Annotated in this window: 20 protein-coding genes; 11 read left to right on the top strand and 9 right to left on the bottom strand. The window is 70.9% G+C overall.

Annotation, left to right across the window (positions count from 1 at the left end; translation table 11 throughout):
• Positions 1-24: 24 nt before the first annotated feature.
• The 3 genes from ACIBO1_RS21710 to ACIBO1_RS21700 all read right to left on the bottom strand — a co-directional run bounded on the left by ACIBO1_RS21710 (position 25) and on the right by ACIBO1_RS21700 (position 1,385).
• A complete protein-coding gene (locus ACIBO1_RS21710; RefSeq protein WP_396749262.1) occupies positions 25-339 on the bottom strand; it encodes a hypothetical protein in 315 nt (104 codons plus the stop codon).
• A gap of 274 nt (positions 340-613) precedes the next feature.
• Positions 614-808, bottom strand: coding sequence for a DUF397 domain-containing protein (locus ACIBO1_RS21705; RefSeq protein WP_131052029.1), 195 nt, complete (start codon positions 806-808; stop codon positions 614-616).
• Positions 801-1,385 (bottom strand): DUF5753 domain-containing protein, encoded by a 585-nt coding sequence (locus ACIBO1_RS21700; RefSeq protein WP_396749428.1) that lies wholly within the window; start codon positions 1,383-1,385, stop codon positions 801-803. The genes ACIBO1_RS21705 and ACIBO1_RS21700 overlap by 8 nt, the downstream gene beginning before the upstream one ends.
• Before the next feature lie 278 nt (positions 1,386-1,663).
• On the opposite strand from ACIBO1_RS21700, the gene ACIBO1_RS21695 reads away from it, so the two are divergent.
• Both ACIBO1_RS21695 and ACIBO1_RS21690 read left to right on the top strand, forming a co-directional pair.
• Positions 1,664-2,068, top strand: a complete 405-nt coding sequence (locus tag ACIBO1_RS21695) for a helix-turn-helix domain-containing protein (RefSeq protein WP_396749258.1) — start codon at positions 1,664-1,666, stop codon at positions 2,066-2,068.
• Between the two features lie 35 nt (positions 2,069-2,103).
• Positions 2,104-2,523, top strand: coding sequence for a VOC family protein (locus tag ACIBO1_RS21690; RefSeq protein WP_396749255.1), 420 nt, complete (start codon positions 2,104-2,106; stop codon positions 2,521-2,523).
• A 96-nt stretch (positions 2,524-2,619) separates the two neighbouring features.
• Here the strand turns inward: ACIBO1_RS21690 and ilvD are convergent, their stop codons facing one another.
• On the bottom strand, positions 2,620-4,467 hold the full coding sequence (gene ilvD, locus ACIBO1_RS21685; RefSeq protein WP_396749252.1) for a dihydroxy-acid dehydratase: 1,848 nt from the start codon (positions 4,465-4,467) through the stop codon (positions 2,620-2,622).
• Positions 4,468-4,577: 110 nt separating this feature from the next.
• Here ilvD and ACIBO1_RS21680 point away from each other — a divergent pair, with 110 nt between their 5' ends.
• From ACIBO1_RS21680 to serA, 5 genes are all read left to right on the top strand, one after another.
• The gene (locus tag ACIBO1_RS21680; protein WP_396749249.1) at positions 4,578-6,938 is read left to right on the top strand and encodes a putative bifunctional diguanylate cyclase/phosphodiesterase; all 2,361 of its coding nucleotides are present in this window, start codon (positions 4,578-4,580) and stop codon (positions 6,936-6,938) included.
• A 233-nt stretch (positions 6,939-7,171) separates the two neighbouring features.
• A complete protein-coding gene (locus ACIBO1_RS21675; protein ID WP_396749247.1) occupies positions 7,172-9,037 on the top strand; it encodes an acetolactate synthase large subunit in 1,866 nt (621 codons plus the stop codon).
• 79 nt (positions 9,038-9,116) lie between these two features.
• Positions 9,117-9,632: an acetolactate synthase small subunit gene (gene ilvN / locus ACIBO1_RS21670; protein WP_350693563.1), complete on the top strand. Its 516-nt coding sequence runs from the start codon at positions 9,117-9,119 to the stop codon at positions 9,630-9,632.
• A gap of 120 nt (positions 9,633-9,752) precedes the next feature.
• Complete coding sequence (ilvC, locus tag ACIBO1_RS21665) at positions 9,753-10,766, top strand: ketol-acid reductoisomerase (protein WP_396749245.1); 1,014 nt, start codon at positions 9,753-9,755, stop codon at positions 10,764-10,766.
• A gap of 293 nt (positions 10,767-11,059) precedes the next feature.
• Positions 11,060-12,658 carry a phosphoglycerate dehydrogenase gene (gene serA / locus ACIBO1_RS21660; RefSeq protein ID WP_350693566.1) on the top strand — a complete coding sequence of 533 codons (1,599 nt, stop codon included), beginning with the start codon at positions 11,060-11,062 and terminating at the stop codon, positions 12,656-12,658.
• Between the two features lie 107 nt (positions 12,659-12,765).
• Here the strand turns inward: serA and ACIBO1_RS21655 are convergent, their stop codons facing one another.
• Positions 12,766-13,125, bottom strand: a complete 360-nt coding sequence (locus ACIBO1_RS21655) for a hypothetical protein (protein ID WP_350693568.1) — start codon at positions 13,123-13,125, stop codon at positions 12,766-12,768.
• Positions 13,126-13,472: 347 nt separating this feature from the next.
• Entirely contained in the window at positions 13,473-14,318 is an 846-nt protein-coding gene (locus ACIBO1_RS21650; RefSeq protein WP_396749426.1) for an FAD:protein FMN transferase, read from the bottom strand.
• 216 nt (positions 14,319-14,534) lie between these two features.
• On the opposite strand from ACIBO1_RS21650, the gene ACIBO1_RS21645 reads away from it, so the two are divergent.
• Both ACIBO1_RS21645 and ACIBO1_RS21640 read left to right on the top strand, forming a co-directional pair.
• Complete coding sequence (locus tag ACIBO1_RS21645; RefSeq protein ID WP_396749242.1) at positions 14,535-15,566, top strand: 3-isopropylmalate dehydrogenase; 1,032 nt, start codon at positions 14,535-14,537, stop codon at positions 15,564-15,566.
• Between the two features lie 241 nt (positions 15,567-15,807).
• A complete protein-coding gene (locus ACIBO1_RS21640; protein ID WP_396749240.1) occupies positions 15,808-16,905 on the top strand; it encodes a branched-chain amino acid aminotransferase in 1,098 nt (365 codons plus the stop codon).
• A 128-nt stretch (positions 16,906-17,033) separates the two neighbouring features.
• Here the strand turns inward: ACIBO1_RS21640 and ACIBO1_RS21635 are convergent, their stop codons facing one another.
• Both ACIBO1_RS21635 and ACIBO1_RS21630 read right to left on the bottom strand, forming a co-directional pair.
• Complete coding sequence (locus ACIBO1_RS21635) at positions 17,034-17,771, bottom strand: tyrosine-protein phosphatase (protein ID WP_396749238.1); 738 nt, start codon at positions 17,769-17,771, stop codon at positions 17,034-17,036.
• A gap of 72 nt (positions 17,772-17,843) precedes the next feature.
• Positions 17,844-18,356 carry a PRC-barrel domain-containing protein gene (locus ACIBO1_RS21630; protein WP_396749236.1) on the bottom strand — a complete coding sequence of 171 codons (513 nt, stop codon included), beginning with the start codon at positions 18,354-18,356 and terminating at the stop codon, positions 17,844-17,846.
• 310 nt (positions 18,357-18,666) lie between these two features.
• Here ACIBO1_RS21630 and cimA point away from each other — a divergent pair, with 310 nt between their 5' ends.
• Complete coding sequence (cimA, locus tag ACIBO1_RS21625) at positions 18,667-20,250, top strand: citramalate synthase (protein ID WP_396749233.1); 1,584 nt, start codon at positions 18,667-18,669, stop codon at positions 20,248-20,250.
• Positions 20,251-20,262: 12 nt separating this feature from the next.
• Here the strand turns inward: cimA and ACIBO1_RS21620 are convergent, their stop codons facing one another.
• Positions 20,263-21,252: an endonuclease/exonuclease/phosphatase family protein gene (locus ACIBO1_RS21620; protein WP_396749230.1), complete on the bottom strand. Its 990-nt coding sequence runs from the start codon at positions 21,250-21,252 to the stop codon at positions 20,263-20,265.
• A gap of 384 nt (positions 21,253-21,636) precedes the next feature.
• Here ACIBO1_RS21620 and ACIBO1_RS21615 point away from each other — a divergent pair, with 384 nt between their 5' ends.
• Positions 21,637-22,131 carry a hypothetical protein gene (locus ACIBO1_RS21615; RefSeq protein ID WP_396749228.1) on the top strand — a complete coding sequence of 165 codons (495 nt, stop codon included), beginning with the start codon at positions 21,637-21,639 and terminating at the stop codon, positions 22,129-22,131.
• The last annotated feature ends 58 nt before the right edge of the window (positions 22,132-22,189 follow it).

Genomic DNA, 22,189 nt, shown 5'->3' with positions numbered 1-22,189 from the left:
GCTGCCGCCCCTCTGCTCGTACGATCACCTGGGCTTGGGGCGGTGCTCGTCCCAGGCGGCGGAGTGGTAGGCGGAACTCCAGGCGTTCAGGCAGATCCCGATCGCCACGATGATGGCCGCGCCCGCGCCGATCTTGCCCCAGGTGCCGACGCTCGGATCGGAGAGGCGGTCGAGCCCCCACACGGTGACCGCGATCTGCCCGATCTGCACGGCGATGGCGACGAGGTAGAGAAATTTCGTCTCGCCAGAGGCGTCGGCGGGGATCTCGTCGAGTTCTTCAGGGACGAAGTCGGCCAGTGCGTGGTCCTCCTGGCCGGCAGCGCGATCCTTCTCCTCCACGAATTTATAGTAGGCAATGTGACAGGCGGTGGGGAACGAGGACGGTCGGGCGGCGCCGATCGCCCGTGAGTGCTCAGGGGCGGGACGACAGCGTGACGGCTTCCGCGAGTATGGCGTCCAGTTCGTTGTCCGGCAGATGGCAAGCCAGGGGAGAACTACGCAAAGCGCCCAGCATTCGACGTAGCCGTTGGGAACGACCGTCGACCTTGGACACTTTCCGTTCGAGCTGAACGGAAAGTGTCCAAGATTCAGAGGTCTCGCCGGGTTCGCGGGCTCAGTCGGTGGTGCGGGTGGTGGTCAGGAAGGTGGCCCAGGCGGTGGGGGTGAAGGTGAGGGCGGGGCCATGCGGGTCTTTGCTGTCGCGGACGGCGACGACGCCGGGCAGGTTGTCGGCGACCTCGACGCACTCGCCGCCGTTGCCGCCGCTGCGGGTGCTCTTGCGCCAGCGGGCACCGGTCAGGTCAACCACGGTGAACCTCCTCGATGATCTTGTCGATTAGTCGCCTTGATTGTTCCTCATCAAGGGCGAGGCTCAGCAAGCTCGACCATGCTCTTTCGTAGGCGGCGAACTCGGTCGGCCGGTCCAGGTACAGCGCCCCGGTCCACGACTCGCAGTAGACGACCGGAGGTTCGGGAGTAGCGCGGTTGCCCAAGGGAAAGTCGAGCAGCACGAATTCGCCGCCGACCGCCCTAAGGTGCGGACCGGCGGCGAGTGGCAGGAACCGAATCGAGACGTTCGGCAGGTTGCTCAACTCCTGCAAGTGCCTCAACTGTTCAGCGGTGACGGTCGGTGTGTCGACCGGTCGGAGTAGGACGGACTCGCAGAGGACGACCTGCACCTGTGGTGCCTTGGGCAGGCGGCGGGTCAGCAGGGACTGGCGTCGCAGACGCAGGTCGACGGCGCGTTCGCGGTCGTCGTCTGTCATGTCGGGCTGGTCGGTCCGATAGATGCCCCGGGCGTAGTCGCGGGTCTGGAAGATGCCCGGCACGAGGCTGTTCTTGTAGAACCGCAGTCTCGATGCGGCGGATTCGAGGCCGACGTACAGCTCGAACCAGTCGGGGATGGCGTCGCAGTAGGCATGCCACCAGCGGTCGACGGCTCCGAGCTACCCGGCGCGCAGGCCCTCTGGCGGGACGGGCGGCCGAATCCCCCGACCTGCACGCCATTGAAGGATGAGTGTCGCGTGGCTGTCCTGGCAGAACCTGTCCGCTTCGTCGACGTCGTCGGTTGAACGACCGGGGAGCGTAGGCTTCGGCCAGTGGAGTGCCCATCGGATTTATGCCGGCCGGGCTTGATCTGTTCGGCGTCGTGGGGAGATGGCCGGTGAGCAGGGCGGTCGAGCAGACGAACCGGGCGATGTTGCGCGCTCGGGACGCGATGGACCGCGCGTACGCGCAACCCCTGGACATCCCGACGCTGGCGAAGATCGCGTACGTCTCCGAGGCCCACTTCATCCGCACCTTCCGGGCGACCTTCGGGGAGACGCCGCACCGGTATCTGCAACGGCGTCGGGTGGAGCGCGCCATGTACCTCCTCCTGCACACCGAGCAGGACGTGACCGAGGTGTGCCACGCGGTCGGGTTCGGCAGTCTCGGCACGTTCAGCCGTACGTTCCGACAGATCGTCGGCGAGTCGCCCACCGACTACCGCAAGCGGCGGACGGCCCCCGCCGCTCCGGTGCCGGGCTGCTTCACCAAAGCCTGGACGAGGCCGAGCAGTTTTGGATAAGCAGCAGGTCAGAGCGTTGCATTAGCGTTCCGGCCATGACGATGAACGCAATCAGCCGCTCCCAGGTCTACGTCCTCGACCAGGACGAGGCGCTCGACTTCTACGTGGGCAAGCTCGGCCTGGAGGTGCACACCGACCAGGATCTGGGCTTCATGCGGTGGCTCACGGTGAACATTCCCGGTGACCGGCAGCGCGAGATCCTGCTGGAGAAGCCCGGCCCGCCGAGTCTCGACCCGGCCACCGCCGAGCAGGTCCGCGAACTGCTCACCAAGGGGGCGGCCGGCGGCTTCCTCTTCATGACCACGGACGACGCGCAGAAGAAGTACGAGGAGCTCGTCGGCAAGGGCGTCGACATCACCGACGAGCCGATGGAGCGGCCGTACGGGATCGACTTCGGTATCCGTGACCCGTTCGGCAACAAGATCCGCATCGGGCAGATGTTCGCGCAGTCCTGAGCGCACCGGGCCGCGCACGTCGAGTGCGGTGCCTGGAATGTTAGGAAGGGTCCCCTGCTATACGCGAGGCGTTAGCAGGGGACCCCTCCTTTCATCTCATTCGGGGACGCGGCGGTAGGCGCCGTCGCTGGCCGAGGTGGCCATCGAGGCGTACGCGCGCAGCGCGGCGGAGACCGGACGCTGCCGGTCGACCGGCGTGTACGGCCGGTCCCGCTTCTCCTGGGCGATCCGGCGGGCCTCCAACACGTCGGCCGGCACGTTCAGGTCGATCGACCGGTTCGGGATGTCGATGACGATCTCGTCGCCCGGCTCGACCAGCGCGATCAGCCCGCCGGAGGCCGCCTCGGGGGAGACGTGCCCGATGGAGAGGCCGGAGGTGCCGCCGGAGAACCGGCCGTCGGTGAGCAGCGCGCAGGCCCGGCCCAGCCCTCGGCCCTTGAGGAACGAGGTGGGGTAGAGCATCTCCTGCATGCCGGGGCCACCCTTGGGGCCCTCGTAGCGGATCACCACCACGTCCCCGGCGACGATCTCCTTGGCCAGGATGGCGGTGACCGCATCGTCCTGCGACTCGTAGACCTTCGCCGGCCCACGGAAGGTCAGGCACTCCTCGGGCACCCCGGCGGTCTTGACCACGCAGCCGTCCGGCGCGAGGTTGCCGTGCAGGATGGCCAGCCCGCCGTCGACGGAGTATGCGTGCTCCCGGTCGTGGATGCAGCCGTTCGCGGCGTCGGTGTCCAGGCTCGACCAGCGGTTGGTGGTGGAGAACGGCTCGGTGGTCCGCACGCCGCCGGGCGCGGCGTGGAACAGCTCGATCGCCTCCGGGGTGGCCGAGCCGCCACGCACGTCCCAGTCGGCCAGCCACTGGTCGAGCGAGGGGGAGTGCACCGCGTGCACGTCCCGGTGCAGCAGGCCGGCGCGGTCGAGTTCGCCCAGGATGGCCGGGATGCCACCGGCCCGGTGCACGTCCTCCATGTGGTACTGCGGCGAGTTCGGGGCGACCTTGGACAGGCAGGGCACCCGGCGGGAGATCGCGTCGATGTCGGCCACGGTGAAGTCCATCTCGGCTTCGCGGGCGGCGGCCAGCAGGTGCAGGATCGTGTTCGTCGAGCCGCCCATCGCGACGTCCAGCGCGACGGCGTTCTCGAACGCGGCCCGGGAGGCGACCATCCTCGGCAGCACCGAGGCGTCGTCGTGGTCGTACCACCGCTTGGCGATCTCCACGGCGGTGCGGCCGGCCTCGACGAAGAGCGACCGGCGGGCGGCGTGGGTGGCCAGCGTGGAGCCGTTGCCCGGCAGGGCCAGCCCGATCGCCTCGGTCAGGCAGTTCATCGAGTTGGCGGTGAACATGCCGGAGCAGGAGCCGCAGGTCGGGCAGGCGGAGCGTTCGATGGCGTCGAGCTGGTCGTCGGTGACGGCCTCGTTCGAGGAGGCGACCATCGCGTCGATCAGGTCGATCTTGGAGTGGACGACGCCCTCGATCGCCACCGTCTTGCCGGCCTCCATCGGGCCACCGGAGACGAAGACCGTCGGGATGTTCAGCCGCAGCGCGGCCAGCAGCATGCCCGGGGTGATCTTGTCGCAGTTCGAGATGCAGACCAGGACGTCCGCGCAGTGCGCGTTGACCATGTACTCCACCGCGTCGGCGATCAACTCCCGGCTGGGCAGGGAGTAGAGCATGCCGCCGTGACCCATGGCGATGCCGTCGTCGACCGCGATCGTGTTGAACTCCCGGCCCACCCCGCCGGCCTCGGCCACCGCCTCGGCGACCAGCCCGCCGAGGTCCTTGAGATGTACGTGGCCCGGCACGAACTGGGTGAAACTGTTCGCGATGGCGACGATCGGCTTGCCGAAATCGTCGTCGGTCATCCCGGTGGCCCGCCACAGGGCCCGGGCGCCGGCCATCATCCGACCGTGCGTGGAGGTCTTCGACCGCAGCTCAGGCATGCGTACCAGTCTTGCACCGTGAACCCCGTGTCGGACAGGCACACGGACCGTGTCCCAACAGATGCACACCCGATCCCCACGGCGCAAGCCGATCCGGCAGAGTTGGCGGGGTGCACACACCCCCGGCGTTGATCGGTGTCGCGGTGTCGAGCGCACTGGTCGCCCTCACGGCCGGTGTGCTGTTCGCCCTGTCGGTACGCCGTCGGTCCGCCTCGCACCGCTCGGCGTACGCGCTGCTGGCCGCCGGTGGCGTGATCGCCCTGCTGACCCTGCTGGTCGGGGTGACGGAGGCGCTCACCGTCGGCGGGCACTGGGCACACGAGCAGGCGCAGCGCACCGGTTGGGCCACGCTGGTCGCGATCGGCACGGCGGCGAGCAGCCTGCTCTTCGGCGCCGGCCTGCTCCGGATGCCCGGGGTCGCCGGCTCGGCGAGTTCCGCCGCCCGGCTGGCCCTGGACGGGGTGATCGTCGGTGCCGCGCTCTGGTTCGTGGGGTGGGTGCTGCTCTCCGAGCCGACCCGACTGCTCGGCGCGGTCACTCCGACGGCCTGCCCGGCGATCCTGGTCGCCTCGGCCAGCGCGGCGCTGAGCACCGGGCTGGCCGCGATCATGGTCTTCCGCGCACCACCGCCCCGGCAGCACCTCGCGGTGCTGGGCGGCGGGATCACCGTGGCCACCGGTGGCGGGTTGGCCATCGCGGCCGGGCTCTGCCAGGGCGGGCCGGGCGTGACCTTCATCGGTGCGGCGCTGCTCGCCGTGGGCCTGCTCGCCGCCGCGCTGGCGGTCCGCCGGATCGACCCGCCGGACCAGGTCGCCGTCGACGTGATCCGCCGCGACAGCGAGTACGCGGTGGTGCCGATGATCGCGATGGCCGCCTCGGCGATGTACCACCTCTTCCAGGACGGCCGGTTCGACGGTCCGGCCATCGTCGCCGGCAGCATCGAGGGCTTCGCCCTGGTCGCCCGGCAGTACCTCACCCTGCACGACGTGCGGGCCTACGCCCGGCGGCTCGCCGAGCGGGAGGCGCACTTCCGCCAGCTCGCGCACACCGACGCGCTCACCGGGCTGGCCAACCGGCGGGGGCTGTTGCAGTCGCTGCACCGGTCCGCCGAGGCCCGGGTGCCCTGCGTCCTGCTCGGCCTGGACCTGGACGGCTTCAAGAACGTCAACGACATGCGCGGGCACGACGTGGGTGACGCGGTGCTGGCCGAGGTGGGCCGGCGGCTGCGCGGCAACCTGCGCCCCGGTGACCTCGCCGCCCGGCTCGGCGGCGACGAGTTCGCGGTGCTCATGCACGGTGGCCCGGCCGAGGCGGCAGTGGTGGCCGAGCGGCTGCTCAGGGTGCTCGGCGGTGCCTACGAGCAGTCCGAGGGGCCGGTGTTCCTCTCGGTCAGCATCGGTATGGCGGGTTGGGCCGAGGAACCCGACGTCGAACTGCTGCTGCGGCACGCGGACGCCGCCCTGCGCTACGCCAAGCAGCGCGGCAAGAACCGCATCGAGCGCTACGACGGGGCGTACGACCGGTTGTTGCGTCGCCGCACGACGCTGGAGCACGAGCTGCGCGGCGCGATCGAGCGCGACGAGCTGCGGTTGGTCTTCCAGCCGGTGGCCTCGTTGCCGTCGGTGCGTCCGGTCGGTGCCGAGGCGCTGCTGCGCTGGCGTCATCCGGAGCTGGGCAACGTCCGGCCGGACGAGTTCATCCCGCTCGCCGAGGAGTGCGGGATGATCGCCAAGCTCGGCGCCTGGGTGCTGCACCAGGCGTGCTACCAGTTGTCCCGCTGGCTGGCCGAGGGGCACGACGTCTGGGTGTCGGTCAACGTCTCGCCGCGTGAGCTGCACGCCGCCGAGTACGTGGTGCAGGTCGCCGAGGCGCTGCGCGCGCACCACGTCCCGCCGCAGCGGTTGGTGCTGGAGGTCACCGAACACGCGGTCGCCACCGACCTGGACGAGCTGATCCGGCGGCTGACCGCGCTGCGTCTGACCGGTGTGCGGATCGCGCTGGACGACTTCGGGGCCGGCTACTCGTCGCTGGGGCAGTTGCGTCGGCTCCCGATCGACATTCTCAAGATCGACCACAGTCTGGTCGCCGAGCACGAGCCGGTCCGGCCGGTGGGGCAGGACGGCCCGGCCTTCGCGCCGATGGTCGACATCGTGATGCGACTGGGGCACCAGCTCGGGCTCGAGGTCGTCGCCGAGGGCGTGACCAACCCCACGGAACTGGCCGCGGTGGTCGCCGCCGGCTGCCGGTTCGGTCAGGGCGCGCTGTTCGGTTGGGGCGTACCGGCCGAGCACCTGGAGGCGATGCTGGAGGCGGCGACGTCGCCGGGTGCCCGCCCGGCCCGCCCGGTACCGGTGGACGGGACGCCCGCGCGCCCCTTCCAGCCGCCCCTTCCGCGTGCGGTCGAGGGTGCGTCCGAGCACGTCGGGCCCGGTGTGAGCGGCGTGCCGGACGGAACGCGCCGAGATCCGTGAACCAATATGTGGGATCAGTTGACTCATCGCGTGAGATGCGTCAGGCTTGGCCCATGTCGTCGAACCGGTCGCTGCGAGTACTTACCTGAGCGCACTCTCCCTGACCGAGAGTGCGCTGGCCCCGTGCATCTGGCACGTGGGCTTTTTTCTTGCCGTCGAACCCATCGGACGCCGCCGGATCGCCGCGTCCACCCGTGAGCAGCCCCACCCACTCCAGCCGAAGGCAAACCGCCATGACGAGACCCACGCCAGAGACCCTCGCCCACTCCGCCCGGCGGGCCCGTAGCGCCGCCGAGACCACCGACGCCGCCCGCGCCGCCACCCCCACCCCGGCGGTACGCCCCACCCAGGCCCAGTCCCAGGTCTCGGGCGCCGGTTCGCTGGTGCGTTCCCTCGAGGCGCTCGGCGTCGACGTCGTCTTCGGTATCCCGGGTGGCGCGATCCTTCCGGCGTACGACCCGCTCTACGACTCGACCGTCCGGCACATCCTGGTCCGGCACGAGCAGGGCGCAGGGCACGCGGCCACCGGTTACGCGCAGGCCACCGGCCGGGTCGGAGTGTGCATCGCCACCTCCGGGCCGGGCGCGACGAACCTCGTCACCCCGATCGCCGACGCGTACATGGACTCGGTGCCGCTGGTGGCGATCACCGGTCAGGTGGCGCGGCCCTCGATCGGCACGGACGCCTTCCAGGAGGCGGACATCCAGGGCATCACGCTGCCGGTGACCAAGCACAACTTCCTGGTGCAGAACGCCACCGAGATCCCGCGGGTGCTGGCCGAGGCGTTCCACCTGGCCTCGACCGGCCGTCCCGGCCCGGTGCTGGTGGACATCCCCAAGGACGTGCTCCAGGCGCCGACCACCTTCGCCTGGCCGCCCACCCTGGACCTGCCCGGCTACCGGCCCACCCTGCACCCGCACGGCAAGCAGATCCGGGAGGCGGCCCGGCTGATGAGCAACGCCCGTCGCCCGGTGCTCTACGTCGGCGGCGGTGTGCTCAAGGCCGGTGCCACCGAGGGCCTGCGCAAGCTGGCCGAGTTGACCGGCATCCCGGTGATCACCACGCTGATGGCGCTGGGCGCCTTCCCCGACTCGCACCGGCAGCACCTGGGCATGCCCGGCATGCACGGCACCGTCGCCGCCGTCTACGGCCTGCAGAAGGCCGACCTGATCGTGGCGCTGGGCGCCCGGTTCGACGACCGGGTCACCGGCAAGCTGGACTCGTTCGCACCGGACGCCGCCGTGGTGCACGCCGACATCGACCCGGCCGAGATCGGTAAGAACCGGCACGCGGACGTGCCGATCGTCGGTGACGCCCGGCACGTGATCGACGAGCTGCTGGCGGCGGTCAACGCCGAGCGGGCGGCGGGCCGGGGCACCGACATCACCGACTGGTGGGCGCAGCTCGACGACCTGCGTGAGCGGTACCCGCTGGGCTACGAGGAGCCCGGCGACGGCACCCTCTCCCCGCAGTACGTGATCAAGCGGCTGGGCGAGATCGTCGGACCGGACGCGATCTACGTCGCCGGGGTGGGCCAGCACCAGATGTGGGCCTCCCAGTTCATCTCGTACGAGAAGCCGCAGACCTGGCTGAACTCCGGCGGCCTCGGCACCATGGGGTACGCGGTGCCGGCGGCGATGGGTGCCAAGGTCGGCATGCCGGACACGGTGGTCTGGGCGATCGACGGCGACGGCTGCTTCCAGATGACCAACCAGGAGTTGGCAACCTGCGCCCTGGAGGGCATCCCGGTCAAGATCGCCGTGATCAACAACGGCAACCTCGGCATGGTCCGCCAGTGGCAGACGCTGTTCTACGGCGAGCGGTACTCCAACACCGACCTCGGCACGCACAAGCACCGTATCCCGGACTTCGTCAAGCTCGCCGAGGCGCTGGGCTGCATCGGGCTGCGCTGCGAGAACGCCGAGGACGTCGACAAGACCATCGAGGCCGCGATGGCCATCAACGACGCGCCCGTGGTGATCGACTTCGTGGTCGGCAAGGACGCCATGGTGTGGCCGATGGTTCCTGCCGGCACCAGCAACGACGAGATCATGTTCGCCCGTGGCGTCCGCCCGACCTTCGACGAGGACGATATTTAATGAGTGAGCGTAGCGAACGAATCATCGGGCTCAGCCCACTGTCGCGTCATGGCGCGACCGAGCGCAGCGAGGTCGTGGCATGACCATGCATACGCTCTCCGTGTTGGTGGAGAACAAGCCGGGCGTGCTGGCCCGGGTCTCCGGGCTGTTCTCCCGGCGGGGTTTCAACATCGACAGCCTTGCCGTCGGTGAGACCGAGAACCCGGACGTCTCCCGGATCACCATCGTGGTCAACGCCGAGTCGTCGCCGCTGGAGCAGGTCACCAAGCAGCTCAACAAGCTGGTCAACGTGCTCAAGATCGTCGAGCTGGACCCGTCGACCTCGGTGGCGCGCGAGCTGCTGCTGGTGAAGGTGCGTGCCGACCGCAACGCCCGCGCCCAGGTCCTGGAGACGGTCAACCTGTTCCGGGCACGGGTGGTCGACGTGGCCTCGGACACGCTCACCGTCGAGGCCACCGGCACCCCCGACAAGCTCGACGCGCTGCTGCGCGACCTCGAACCCTTCGGGATCAAGGAGATGGTGCAGTCCGGCCTGGTGGCGATCGGCCGCGGCTCGCGCGCCATCACCGCCGGCCCCGCCCTGCGGGCCGCCTGACCCGAGACCGCCGGCCCGTCGCGCGGGCCGTCCGAACCGAACCGCCGGCCCGGCTCCTTGAGGCCGCGGCAACCACGAAGCCACGACGGGCCACTGCGGCCGCCGTACGAAAGGGAAGTCATGAGCGTTGAGGTGTACTACGACGACGACGCCGACCTGGGCCTGATCCAGTCGAAGAAGGTCGCCGTGATCGGGTACGGCAGCCAGGGCCACGCCCACGCGTTGTCGCTGCGCGACTCGGGTGTCGACGTGGTGATCGGTCTGCCGGAGGGTTCGAAGAGCCGGGCCAAGGCGGAGGAGCAGGGCCTGCGGGTGCTCACCCCGGCCGAGGCGGCCGCCGAGGCCGACGTGATCATGGTGCTGGCGCCGGACACCGCGCAGCGGCACGTCTACGCCGAGTCGATCGCGCCGAACCTCAGCGCCGGCAAGGCGTTGTTCTTCGGGCACGGCTTCAACATCCGGTACGGCCTGATCACGCCGCCCGCTGAGGTGGACGTGGCGATGGTTGCCCCGAAGGGCCCCGGTCACCTGGTCCGCCGGCAGTACGCCGACGGCAAGGGCGTGCCCTGCCTGGTCGCGGTCGAGCAGGACGCCAGCGGCAGCGCGCTCGCGCTGGCCCTGTCCTACGCCAAGGGCATCGGTGGCACCCGGGCGGGCGCGATCAAGACCTCCTTCAAGGAGGAGACCGAGACCGACCTCTTCGGCGAGCAGGCGGTGCTCTGCGGCGGTGCCGCGGCGCTGGTGCAGACCGGTTTCGAGGTGCTCACCGAGGCCGGGTACGCCCCCGAGGTGGCCTACTTCGAGTGCCTGCACGAGCTGAAGCTCATCGTCGACCTGATGTACGAGGGCGGCATCGCGCGGATGCGGTACAGCGTCTCCGACACCGCCGAGTACGGCGACCTGTCCCGGGGCCCGCGGGTCATCGACGGCCGGGTCAAGGAGGAGATGCGCAAGATCCTCAGTGAGATCCAGAACGGCGAGTTCGCCCGCGAGTGGGTCGCCGAGGACGAGGCCGGGCGCCCCAACTTCAGCAAGTGGCAGGCGGAGGGCGCGGCGCACCCGATCGAGGAGACCGGCGCCAAGCTGCGCGGCATGATGAGCTGGGTCGACCGGCCGATCACCGAGACGGCCTGAGATCTCGGCCACCTGAGAGCACTCTCACCGACGGCACCCGGTCCCGACGTTCTCCCCGACGTCGGGACCGGGTGCCGTGCTGTTCACCGGGGTGGCTAACGATCGTTAACACGCACGTGACGTCCGGTTTGTGAGGGCACTCACCCCGTGGTCCGGGGCGCGCCGGGCTGGCCGCCCCCTACGATCGCGGTAGGTGCTCCAGGCGGCACCTGACGGCCATGGCCCCGCCCGCGCCGGGCGCAGCGCAGCGTCCCCGCACCGGCCGACCGCTCTGACGACATCTACGAGGACCAATGACTCCTGTCGTACTGATCGCCGAAGAACTCGCCCCCGCCGCCATCGAGGTGCTCGCCCACGACTTCGACGTCCGGCACGTCGACGGCACCGACCGCCCGGCTCTGCTCTCGGCGCTCTCCGAGGCCCACGCCGTCATCGTCCGCAGTGCCACCCAGATCGACGCCGAGGCGATCGCCGCCGCACCGCGACTCAAGGTCGTGGCCCGGGCCGGAGTGGGTCTGGACAACGTCGAGGTGCCCGCCGCCACCGCGCGGGGTGTCATGGTCGTCAACGCCCCCACCTCCAACATCGTCTCCGCCGCCGAGCAGGCCGTCGCGCTGCTGCTCGCCGTCGCGCGGAACACCGCCAGCGCCAGTGCCGCGCTCAAGGCGGGGGAGTGGAAGCGGTCCAAGTACACCGGCGTCGAGATGCAGGGCAAGACCGTCGGCGTGGTGGGCCTGGGCCGCATCGGCGTGCTGTTCGCGCAGCGCATCGCCGCCTTCGGCACCCGGCTGATCGCGTACGACCCGTACATCCAGCCGGCTCGCGCCGCGCAGCTCGGCGTACGCCTGGTCGGGCTGGAGGAGTTGCTGCGGGAGAGCGACTTCATCTCCATCCACCTGCCGAAGACCCCGGAGACCGTGGGCCTGATCGGTGAGAAGGAGCTGTCCATCGTCAAGCCGGGCGTGCGGATCGTCAACGCCGCCCGGGGCGGCCTGGTCGACGAGCAGGCGCTGGCCGACGCGCTGGCCGAGGGCCGCGTCGCGGGCGCCGGTGTGGACGTGTACGCCAAGGAGCCGTGCACCTCCTCGCCGCTGTTCGCCCTCGACAATGTGGTGGCCACCCCGCACCTGGGCGCCTCCACCGCCGAGGCGCAGGACAAGGCCGGTCTGGCCGTGGCCAAGAGCGTCAAGCTGGCCCTGCAGGGCGAGTTCGTGCCGGACGCGGTCAACGTGCAGGCCGGTGGCGTGGTCGCCGAGGACGTACGCCCGCTGCTGCCGCTGGCCGAGAAGCTCGGCCGGGCGTTCACCGCCGTCGCCGGTGGGATCGCCGCCAGCGTCACCGTCGAGGTACGCGGCGAGATCGTCGACCACGACGTCACCGTGCTCAAGCTCGCCGCCACCAAGGGGCTGTTCAGCTCCGTGGTGGAGGAGCAGGTCACCTACGTCAACGCGCCGCACCTGGCCGCCCAGCGCGGCGTGGAGGTGTCGCTGACCACCCAGACCGACACCGTCGAGTACCCGGTCCTGGTCACCGTGCGCGGCGCGCTGCCCGACGGCCGCACGGTCAGCGTCTCCGGCACGGTGACCCACGCGGGCACCCGGGACATCATCAAGCTGACCGAGGTGGACGGCTTCGACGTGGAGATCGGTGCGGAGGGCATCCTGCTGTTCCTCCGGTACGCCGACCGCCCGGGCGTGGTCGGCACCGTCGGCACCCTGCTCGGCGAGGCCGGCATCAACATCGCCGCGATGCAGGTGGCCCGCCGGGAGGCCGGTGGTGAGACGCTGATGACCCTCACCGTCGACCAGGCGCTCGGTGCCGAGCTGCTCACCTCGGCCGCCGACTCGATCGGCGCGACCGCGGCCAGCGCGGCGGACCTGCGCGACGAGTAGTCCACACGCGACCGACAGGGGCCCGGCCGCCGGCCGGGCCCCTTCGTCGTGTCGCCGTCCGTCGCGCGGAACCGACCGGGGTGTCGGTGCGCGGCCGGGCGGAGCGGTCAGCCGGGCAGTCGGACGGCCGGCGGCGGATAGACCGAGCCGTCCTGCGCGTCGAACAGCATCAGCCGGTATTCGCCGGCGAAGCGCTCGATGTCCAGCAGCACCTGGTCGGGGCAGCCCGGATCCAGGTTCATCTCCACGTGGTCGGCCGCCGCGTGCAGCGGCATCACCGCCCAGGGCGTCCGGGAGCCGTTCGGCCGATCGGGGTAGCTGGCGGTGATCGCCCGATAGAAGGCCACCACCCGTGGGTCCGGTTGGCGTTCGCCGTGCCGGCCGTTCCGGCACTGCTGCACCGCGGCTCGTACGTCCTCGGGCGTCGCCCCGTCCGGCAGGGCCCACACGCTCAGATCGAAACTCACGGCGGACAGCGTGCCATCCGGTGTGCACCTTGTCGAAAACGGCCCGGTTGCGAGAGCGTTAGCGCGCCGATGGAATCGTTCCAGAAGCTCCCCTGTGGAGCCCTTGCCGCGAATCACGTCAATTCGATAGCGTACGGGGGCGGTTACCGGCCGAGTTCGTGGCAGCGGCCCGTCTTCGGGTGGCGAGGTCGACGTCCGGCCGACCGGCCCGCACCCCTCGATTGCGTGAGCCATGCGCATTCGTCGCCGACCGGCCTCCACGGTCGTTGCCGCGGCCGTGGAGGCCGATCGTTGCCGTCACCCACACTCGACACTCCCACCTCGTGCCGATGTGCACGCCTCCCGAGTCAGCGCCGGGTGGCGGACAACGCGTGGTAGTCCGAATCGGACCGGAACCAGGCGAGTCCGGCCGGCCCGGCGGCGTACAGGGCGGTGGCGTACGCGTCGGCCACCGTCAGGTCGGGACCGACCACCGTGGCGGCGATCAGTTCGTCGGCGGGCTCACCGGTGTGCGGATCCACCACATGGCCCTGCCGTCCGGTCACCCCGGAGGTGCCGATCGCGCCCGCCGTCATCTCCAGCACCAGCGGTGCCCGGCGACGGTCGGTCGGGTGGTGCACCGCGATCCGCCATGGCCCACCGTGTGCGGCGTTTCCGCGTACCACCAGGTCGGCGCCGGCGAGCACGGCGTAGTCGTGGATGCCGGCGGCGCGCAGCCGGGCCGCGGCCCGCTCGACCGCCCACCCACCGAGCAGGCCGCCCGGGTCGAACCCGCCGGGCACCGCCCAGGCGTCGAACCAGCCGTCCGTGGCCGCCCGCATGGCGGCGCACCGGTCGACCAGCTCCGCCAGCGGCGGGTACGAATCGGCGCTGATCTCGTCCCGACGCAGCCGGGACACCAGGCTCTCCGGTCGGTGCGGGCTGTAGATCAGGTCGATGGCGCGCAGCTCGGCGACGGCGTCCCGCAGCGCCTCGCCGACGCCTCGGCGGCCGAGCCACTCGGGGGCGTTCAACAGCAGGCGGTACTGCGCGGTCGAGGTGCGGACGGTGTGCGTGACGGCGATCCGGTCGCCGGCCACCGTGCCGCTGCGGTCCGGCTTGGGATCGCGGGTGCCCAGCCGCAGGTCGGGCCGGCGGTAGCGGAAGACCGCCGGGTCGATCCAGCGGGTCCGTGGCTGCTCGTCGGTCCACATCGTGTCTGCCCCCTCCTCGACGTCCGCCGCGCCGTTACGCCGACCGTCCGGGCCGGGTGGCCCGTTGGGGATCACCGTAGGCAGCGGACATGACCGCCCCATGAATGCCTCCTGGGAAGGTGCTGTGCGTCGGTGATTTCCCGAAAAGTGGAACACTCGTACCGGGAGGCGGGACGGCAGCGTACGGTCGACCCGATACGAGCGAAGGAGCTGACGGTGGCACGGATCGCGGTGGTGGCCGGAGACGGGATCGGACCCGAGGTGGTCGCGGAGGCTCGCAAGGTCATCGACGCGGTGCTGCCGGGCGTCGAGGCGACCGAGTACGACCTCGGCGCGGCACGTTACCACCGCACCGGCGAGGTGCTGCCCGACTCGGTGCTGGCCGAGTTGGCCGAGCACGACGCGATCCTGCTCGGCGCGGTCGGCGACCCGACCGTCCCGCCCGGCGTGCTGGAGCGGGGACTGCTGCTCAAGCTTCGGTTCGCCTTCGACCAGTACGTCAACCTCCGCCCGTCGCGCCTCTGGCCCGGCGTGGCCAGCCCGCTGGCCACCGTCAAGTCCGGTGAGGTGGACCTGGTGGTCGTCCGCGAGGGCACCGAGGGCCTCTACGCCGGTGCCGGCGGCGCGTTGCACCGGGGCACCCCGGCGGAGATCGCCACCGAGGAGAGCCTGAACACCCGGCACGGGGTGGAGCGGGTGGTCCGGGACGCCTTCGCCCGCGCCCGTCGGCGCGAGCGGCGCAAGGTGACGCTGGTGCACAAGACCAACGTGCTCACCCACGCCGGCTCGTTGTGGGCCCGCACCTTCGAGGCGGTGGCCGCCGAGCACCCGGACGTCACCACCGAATACCAGCACGTCGACGCCGCCGCGATGTTCCTGGTCACCCAGCCGCAGCGGTACGACGTGGTGGTCACCGACAACCTCTTCGGTGACATCCTCACCGACATCGCCGCCGCGGTCACCGGCGGGATCGGCCTGGCCGCCAGTGGCAGCATCAACCCGGACGGGACGTACCCGTCGATGTTCGAGCCGGTGCACGGCTCCGCGCCGGACATCGCCGGACGTGGCGTGGCCGACCCGGTCGCCGCCGTGCTCTCCGGTGCCCTGCTGCTCGACCAGCTCGGGCACGCCGACGCCGCCAGTCGGATCACCGCCGCGGTCAGCGCGGAACTGGCCGCCCGTGGCCCGGACGTAACCCTGCGTACGGCCGAGGTAGGCGACCGCATCGCCGCGCAGGTATCCGCCTGAGGTTGCCGCTGCGTCGCCGGTGGTCCCGGTGACGAGGGTTCGAGGTGCGCGCCGGGCGAACTCCCGGACCTCGGCACGACCCCGCGTCGATCAGCACGTTCCGTGGGCTCCGTACCGGTTGTCGGCTTGCTACCCGCCGGTCGACCTACCCGCTGAACGACCGTTCGGGGTAAGTTTCTGGCACAAAAGTTTCCGGCATGCGGTCGGCGCATGTCGTCGTACCCCCAGGGAGGTCAGCGCAATGAGCGGTGGTGACAAGCTCGACTTCGAGATCCGTCCGAATCCCGCGCCGGTATCCGCCGCCGATCGGGCCGCGCTGCTGGCCAACCCCGGATTCGGTCGGGTGTTCACCGACCACATGATCACCGTCCGTTACGCCGAGGGCAAGGGCTGGTACGACGCCCGGGTCGAGGCGCGCGCGCCGATCCCGATGGATCCCGCCAGCGCGGTGCTGCACTACGCGCAGGAGATCTTCGAGGGGATGAAGGCGTACCGCGCTGCGGACGGCGGGGTGACCATGTTCCGCCCGTACGCCAACGCGGCCCGGTTCAACATCTCGGCGACCCGGATGGCGATGCCGACGCTTCCCGAGGAGACCTTCGTCGACTCGCTGCACCGGCTGATCGAGATCGACCGCGAGTGGATCCCGGAGGGCGAGGACGGCAGCCTCTACCTGCGGCCGTTCATGTTCGCCAGCGAGGTCTTCCTCGGTGTCCGGCCGGCCAACGAGTACCTCTACTCGGTGATCGCCTCGCCGGTGGGGGCGTACTTCTCCGGCGGCGTCAAGCCGGTGACGGTCTGGGTCTCGCCCGACTACACCCGGGCCGGGCCCGGTGGCACCGGCGCGGCCAAGTGCGGCGGTAACTACGCCGCGTCGCTGGCCGCCCAGGCGCAGGCCATCGAGCACGGCTGCGACCAGGTGGTCTTCCTGGACGCGGTGGAGCGCAAGTACGTCGACGAGTTGGGCGGCATGAACGTCTTCTTCGTCTACGACGACGGCTCGGTGGCCACCCCGCCGCTGACCGGCACCATCCTGCCCGGCATCACCCGGGAGTCGGTGATCATGCTCGCCGAGGCGGCCGGACACCGGGTCGAGGAGCGTCCGGTGACCTTCGACGAGTGGCGGGCCGACGCCGCCAGCGGCCGGCTGCGTGAGGTCTTCGCCTGCGGCACGGCGGCGGTGATCACGCCGATCGGCGTGGTGCGCTTCCCCGAGGGGGAGTTCGCCGTCGGCGGCGGCGCGCCGGGCACGGTGACCATGGGCCTGCGTCAGCAGCTCGTCGACATCCAGCGGGGCAAGGGCACCGACCCGGCCGGCTGGGTCCACCGCGTGCTCTGAGCCGTTCTGAGCTGCTCTGAGATGCAAGGAAGGGTCCCCTGCTAACGCCTACGGCATAGCAGGGGACCCTTCCTAACATCCGGACGGTGCAGCGCCGTGCGCGCGGCAGCGGCGTCGGGTGCGCTCGCTCAGGCGAGCAGATGGGTGCGCAGGGCGGTGAGCTGTTCGTCGGTGACTCCGGCGTGCCGCAGGTAGTCCTCGACCGAGCCGTGGCCCGCCCGGATCTCGGTGAGGAACAGCAGCATCGTCTCGGCCGGCGAGGACAGGAACGGCGCCGGCAACGCCGGGGCGTCGGGCAGGGTGGCGGCCACCCACTCGCTGAACCGTTGCGAGGCCTCGGTGCTCAACGCGTAGTCCGACGCGATCTCCTCGTCGTCGACGCCGAGCACGGCGAGGGTCAGCCCGCAGACGATCCCGGTGCGGTCCTTGCCGGCCACGCAGTGCACCACCACCGGGCTGTTCGCCGCGTCGGCGATCAGCCCGATCGCCTCGGCCAGCCCGGCCGTGCCGGTGCGGGCCAGGTCGGCGTACCGGTCGGCGAGGTAGCGGGCCAGGTCGGTGTGCGAGTCGTACAGCCCGGCCCACTCCGCGTGCTCGGGATGGATGTTGCGGTAGGTCAGCCCGTCGAACTCGGGGACCCGGCCGTCCCGCTCCACCTCGTGCGGCCGACGCAGGTCGATGACCGTGCGGACACCGAGCGCCGCGAAGGCGTCCCGGTCGCCGTCGCCGATGCGGTGCAGCGAGTCGGAGCGGTAGAGCCGGCCGGTGCGTACGGTCCGGCCGTCGTGCCCCCGGTAGCCGCCGACGTCCCGGAAGTTGAACGTCGTGGTGAACGGGATCCTGCGGTTGACCTCGATGGCGTCCACCCCTGTCACGGTAGACGGCCGGCGGGCGGATGCCCACCGGCCGTCAGGCCGTACGCCCAAGCAGGGGAGTCGTCAGCGGAGGGAGCCGGGCGGGGTGGCGGCGTACGTGTCGTTGTAGTAGCCGCCGAGCTTGTCCCGGTACGCCGGGTCGGTGGCGGTCTCGTCGTACTCCGGAGCGGCCTTGATCTGGTCCTTCTCGCGGTCGACGTAGACCTTCTGCTCCTCGTGGTCGACGTGGTTGACGGTGCCGGCGGGCAGCATGACCTTCTTGCCGAAGATCCACGGCCCGGTGTCGACGACCAGGTAGCTCGCGTTGACCTCCGCGCTGTTGCTGTCGATCTTGCCAATCGACCCGTCGGTGGCCTCGACCTTGTAGCCGACCAGGTTGGCGCCGGCCACTCCGGCCTCGTCCCGGTAGCTCCACGGGTCGAAGGCGCCGGCGGGGGCGCCGCCGGGCACCGTCCCCTGGTCGCCCTGGATGGTGACGTCCTCGCTCGACACCGCGCGCAGCGTCGGGTCGGACTGAGTGCCGTGCAGCGCCGGGTCGGGCGTGGCGTGCGTGCTGTCCGGGTTGATCCTGTCCATGGGGATCTCTCCTGCCCCGACTGTGGTCAGTCGTCTCGGAGGAAGTGGTTCGCTGTCCCGAAGAAACGTACCCGGCGCGACGTCTTCTACACCCACTGCGGGGAATCCGCCTCGATGTCCCGTCCCGACATGTGGGTTGTTGCTCCCACAGGCTGTCCGAGAGTGGCAGAGTACCCACCGTGACCAGCACCGCCCTCATTATTGGCAACTAGCGCGCCGGCTTCTCCCTCCGCCGAGCGCGCAGACCTCCCGCATCCGCGGGGGGTCTTTTTGTTGCGTCGGCCGGTGCCTGTACGAAGGGATCTCCCCCATGACGTTCCAGGTCTACGACACGACCCTGCGCGACGGTGCCCAGCGCGAGGGGGTCAGCTACTCGGTGGTCGACAAGCTCGCGGTGGCCCGGCTGCTCGACGAGTTCGGCGTCGGCTTCATCGAGGGCGGGTGGCCGGGTGCGGTGCCCAAGGACACCGAGTTCTTCCGTCGGGCGCGTACCGAACTCGACCTGAAACACGCGGTGCTGGTCGCCTTCGGCGCCACCCGCCGGGCCGGCGCGGTCGCCGCCGACGACCCGCAGGTGCGCGGCCTGCTCGACGCGCAGACCCCGGCGATCGCCCTGGTGGCCAAGGCCGACCTGCGGCACGTCGAGCGTGCGCTGCGCACCACCGCCAAGGAGAACCTGGCGATGATCCACGACACGGTGACCCACCTGGTCGCCGAGGGGCGTCGGGTCTTCGTCGACGGCGAGCACTTCTACGACGGCTACCGCCACGACCCGGCGTACACGGCGTCGGTGGTGGAGACGGCGCTGGCAGCCGGGGCGGAGCGGTTCGTGCTCTGCGACACCAACGGCGGGATGCTGCCCTCCTGGGTCACCGCGGCCATCTCCGACCTCACCGACCGGATCGGGGTCGCGCCCGAGGTGCTCGGCATGCACGCGCAGAACGACACCGGATGCGCGGTCGCCAACACCCTCGCCGCCGTCGAGGCGGGCGTCCGCCACGTGCAGGGCACCGCCAACGGGTACGGCGAGCGGCCGGGCAACGCCGACATCTTCGCCGTCGCGGCGAACCTCCAGCTCAAGCTCGGGCTGCCGGTCCTACCGGAGGGCTGCCTGGAGCAGATGGTGCGGGTCTCCCACGCCATCGCCGAGATCGCCAACATCGCCCCCGACACCCACCAGGCGTACGCCGGGGCCGCCGCCTTCGCCCACAAGGCGGGGCTGCACGCGAGTGCGATCAAGGTGGATCCGCTGCTCTACAACCACGTCGAACCCGAGGTGGTGGGCAACGACATGCGGATCCTGGTCACCGAGATGGCCGGCCGGGCCAGCATCGAGCTCAAGAGTCGTGAGCTGGGGCTGGATCTGGCCGGCCATCCGGAGACGCTGTCCCGGGTCACCAACCGGGTCAAGGAACTGGAGGCCGGTGGCTGGTCGTTCGAGGCCGCCGACGCCTCGTTCGAGCTGCTGGTCCGCTCCGAGTTGCCGGACGCGGCACCGGCCCGGCCGTTCGCGCTGGAGTCGTACCGGGTGCTGGTCGAGCACCGCGAGGACGGCGCGGTGGTCTCCGAGGCGACCGTCAAGATCCGGGTACGCGGCGAGCGGGTGATCGCCACGGCCGAGGGCAACGGCCCGGTCAACGCGCTCGACGAGGCGCTGCGCGTCGGCCTCGGCCGGCACTACCCGGAGCTGCGCAACTTCGAGCTGGCCGACTACAAGGTCCGCATCCTGGAGGGCAGCCACGGCACCGGCGCGGTCACCCGGGTGCTGGTCGAGACCGCCGACGGTCGGGGCGGTGGCTGGACCACCGTCGGCGTGCACCCCAACGTGGTCGAGGCGAGCTGGCACGCCCTGGTCGACGCGCTGACGTACGGCCTCGACCGCGCCCGCGTGTAGCACCGCACCCGGCTAGCCGGCGGTCGAGGGCAGGCGCAGGTCGGCGAGGACCATCCGGTGGTCGCTGCCGGGTAGCGGGTGCACCGTCACGGCGCGTACCGCGATCCGGCGGTCGACCAGTACATGGTCGATCACGACCGGCGGGATGGGGTCACCGTCGTACGGCCCCCAGGTGCCGGTCAGCCCGGCGCCGACCGAGGCGGCGGCGTCGGCGTACCCGGTGCGTAGCAGGGCACGCAGCGGGCCGTGGTCGAGGGTGGCGTTGAAGTCACCGGCCAGGATGCTCAGCGGCCCGTCCGGGGTGGCCGCTGGTTGGGCCGCCAGGTCCGCGCGCCAGCCGGGCACCTGGTCCACCGCGTACGGGGCCGCCGGGTGGACCGACTCGACACGGACGGCCGGCGCCCCGGGCACCGCCACCGTCGCGTACGCCTGGGTGAAGCTCCAGCCGCCACGGAGTTGGCGGACGCCGCCGTCGCCGATCGGGTGGCGGGCGTAGAGCCCGGAGCCCGGCGTGCCGTCCATCGGGTTGAGCTGCCGATGGGGGAGCAGGTCGGCCAGGCCCAGCCGGTCCAGGTCGGCCTGGGCCGTCGGGGTGAACTCCTGCACCACCAGCACGTCCACCCGCGCCTGCCGGACCAGCGCGACCACCGTCCGTGGGTCGGCGGCACCGGCCAGCAGGTTGGCGGTGAGCACGCGCAGTTCCGGCCCGTCGACGGTCGGCTGCGGCGAGGGCAGCGCGCGGGGCACGACCGCCGCGAGCAGCGCCGCCGTGGTCACCGCCGCGACCACCGCTGGCCAGCGGCGTCGCAGGGCGACCGCGAGCACCACCGGGATCAGGCTGCCGAGCAGCGCGTACGGCGTGAAGGCCAGCGCCTGCACCAACGGTCCCCGGTCCAGCCCGGCCAGCCGGACGACCGCCCACCCGGCCCCGGGGGCGACGGCGAGCCAGCAGAGCACGGTACGTCCGGACAGCGTCGACGGCCGGCCGAGGGTGATCGCCACAGCAGGCAGGGTAGCCGTCGCCCGACGACCGGCGATCGGCGGAGATCCACCGCGTACGCGATTGACCGAATGGTTCTCACGCCTCGTTCGCGAATGTGTCTCTCACAATTGCTGACGATGTTCCGACATTGCTTCAGGAGCGTGAAGGGTTATTGACCGACGGTATTTTCCGGTGTTACGTTCCTGCTGGTCGGGTGGTTGCGGTCGGGAGATTTTCCCAGCTCAGAGCGTTTGTGGGCCATCGAGTGCAGCCGTTTGTGGAAGCGAATAAAAATGACGCATCCAGCGTTCGGCGGTCACTGCGGCCCGACCTCGAAATAGGCACTATCCGCCCCGCGTGTCGCGGGTCGGGTGTATCCCCACGGTCACCAAGGGAGACCTGTCATGACCAGATTTTTCCGACGGAAGGCGGCCGCGGTGTCGATCGCGGCCCTGGCCCTGGCCCTCGCCGGCGGTGGTATCGCCGCGGCGAAGCCCACCGTGTCGGGCAACCAGCCCACCGCCCGCGCCACCGCGCAGCAGCCGGCGGTCACCACCGCCTCGATGAACAGCGCCCGGTCCCTGCTGGCCAAGGGCGAGGTCGCCGCCGCCAGCACCTCCGGGTACGCGACGGCGGTCAACGCCAACGGCACCAAGGCCCGCGGTGACGGGGTCGTCATCAAGTACGGCGTCGGCCAGTACGAGGTGCAGTTCGGCAGCAACGTCACCACGGGTATCTACGTGGCGACGATCGGCCGGCCGGACTCGTGCTGCGTCCCGCCCGGCGGGGAGGTCTCGGTGGCACCTCGGCTGCTCACTCCGAACGGGGTGTTCATCCAGACGCGCAACTCCGCCGGCGTCGCCGCCGACCTGCCGTTCTTCCTTCTCGTGCACCGCTGAGCGGCGCACTGTCAACGGCCTCCGCCCCGCCGGGCGGGGGCCGTTGTCGTGCTGCGGG

Source organism: Micromonospora sp. NPDC049903 (genome assembly GCF_044460945.1).
In the GTDB taxonomy this organism is placed as follows: Bacteria; Actinomycetota; Actinomycetes; order Mycobacteriales; family Micromonosporaceae; genus Micromonospora.
Note: the sequence above shows the minus strand (reverse complement) of the source record. Positions and strands in the feature narration are given on the sequence as shown.

Bases quoted from the DNA above. Each gene is read 5' to 3' on its own strand.
- ACIBO1_RS21690 (WP_396749255.1), top strand. From the start codon at position 2,104: ATGACGATGAACGCAATCAGCCGCTCCCAGGTCTACGTCCTCGACCAG.
- ilvD (WP_396749252.1), bottom strand. From the start codon at position 4,467: ATGCCTGAGCTGCGGTCGAAGACCTCCACGCACGGTCGGATGATGGCC.
- ACIBO1_RS21675 (WP_396749247.1), top strand. From the start codon at position 7,172: ATGACGAGACCCACGCCAGAGACCCTCGCCCACTCCGCCCGGCGGGCC.
- ilvN (WP_350693563.1), top strand. From the start codon at position 9,117: ATGACCATGCATACGCTCTCCGTGTTGGTGGAGAACAAGCCGGGCGTG.
- ilvC (WP_396749245.1), top strand. From the start codon at position 9,753: ATGAGCGTTGAGGTGTACTACGACGACGACGCCGACCTGGGCCTGATC.
- serA (WP_350693566.1), top strand. From the start codon at position 11,060: ATGACTCCTGTCGTACTGATCGCCGAAGAACTCGCCCCCGCCGCCATC.
- ACIBO1_RS21650 (WP_396749426.1), bottom strand. From the start codon at position 14,318: ATGTGGACCGACGAGCAGCCACGGACCCGCTGGATCGACCCGGCGGTC.
- ACIBO1_RS21640 (WP_396749240.1), top strand. From the start codon at position 15,808: ATGAGCGGTGGTGACAAGCTCGACTTCGAGATCCGTCCGAATCCCGCG.
- ACIBO1_RS21630 (WP_396749236.1), bottom strand. From the start codon at position 18,356: ATGGACAGGATCAACCCGGACAGCACGCACGCCACGCCCGACCCGGCG.
- cimA (WP_396749233.1), top strand. From the start codon at position 18,667: ATGACGTTCCAGGTCTACGACACGACCCTGCGCGACGGTGCCCAGCGC.
- ACIBO1_RS21615 (WP_396749228.1), top strand. From the start codon at position 21,637: ATGACCAGATTTTTCCGACGGAAGGCGGCCGCGGTGTCGATCGCGGCC.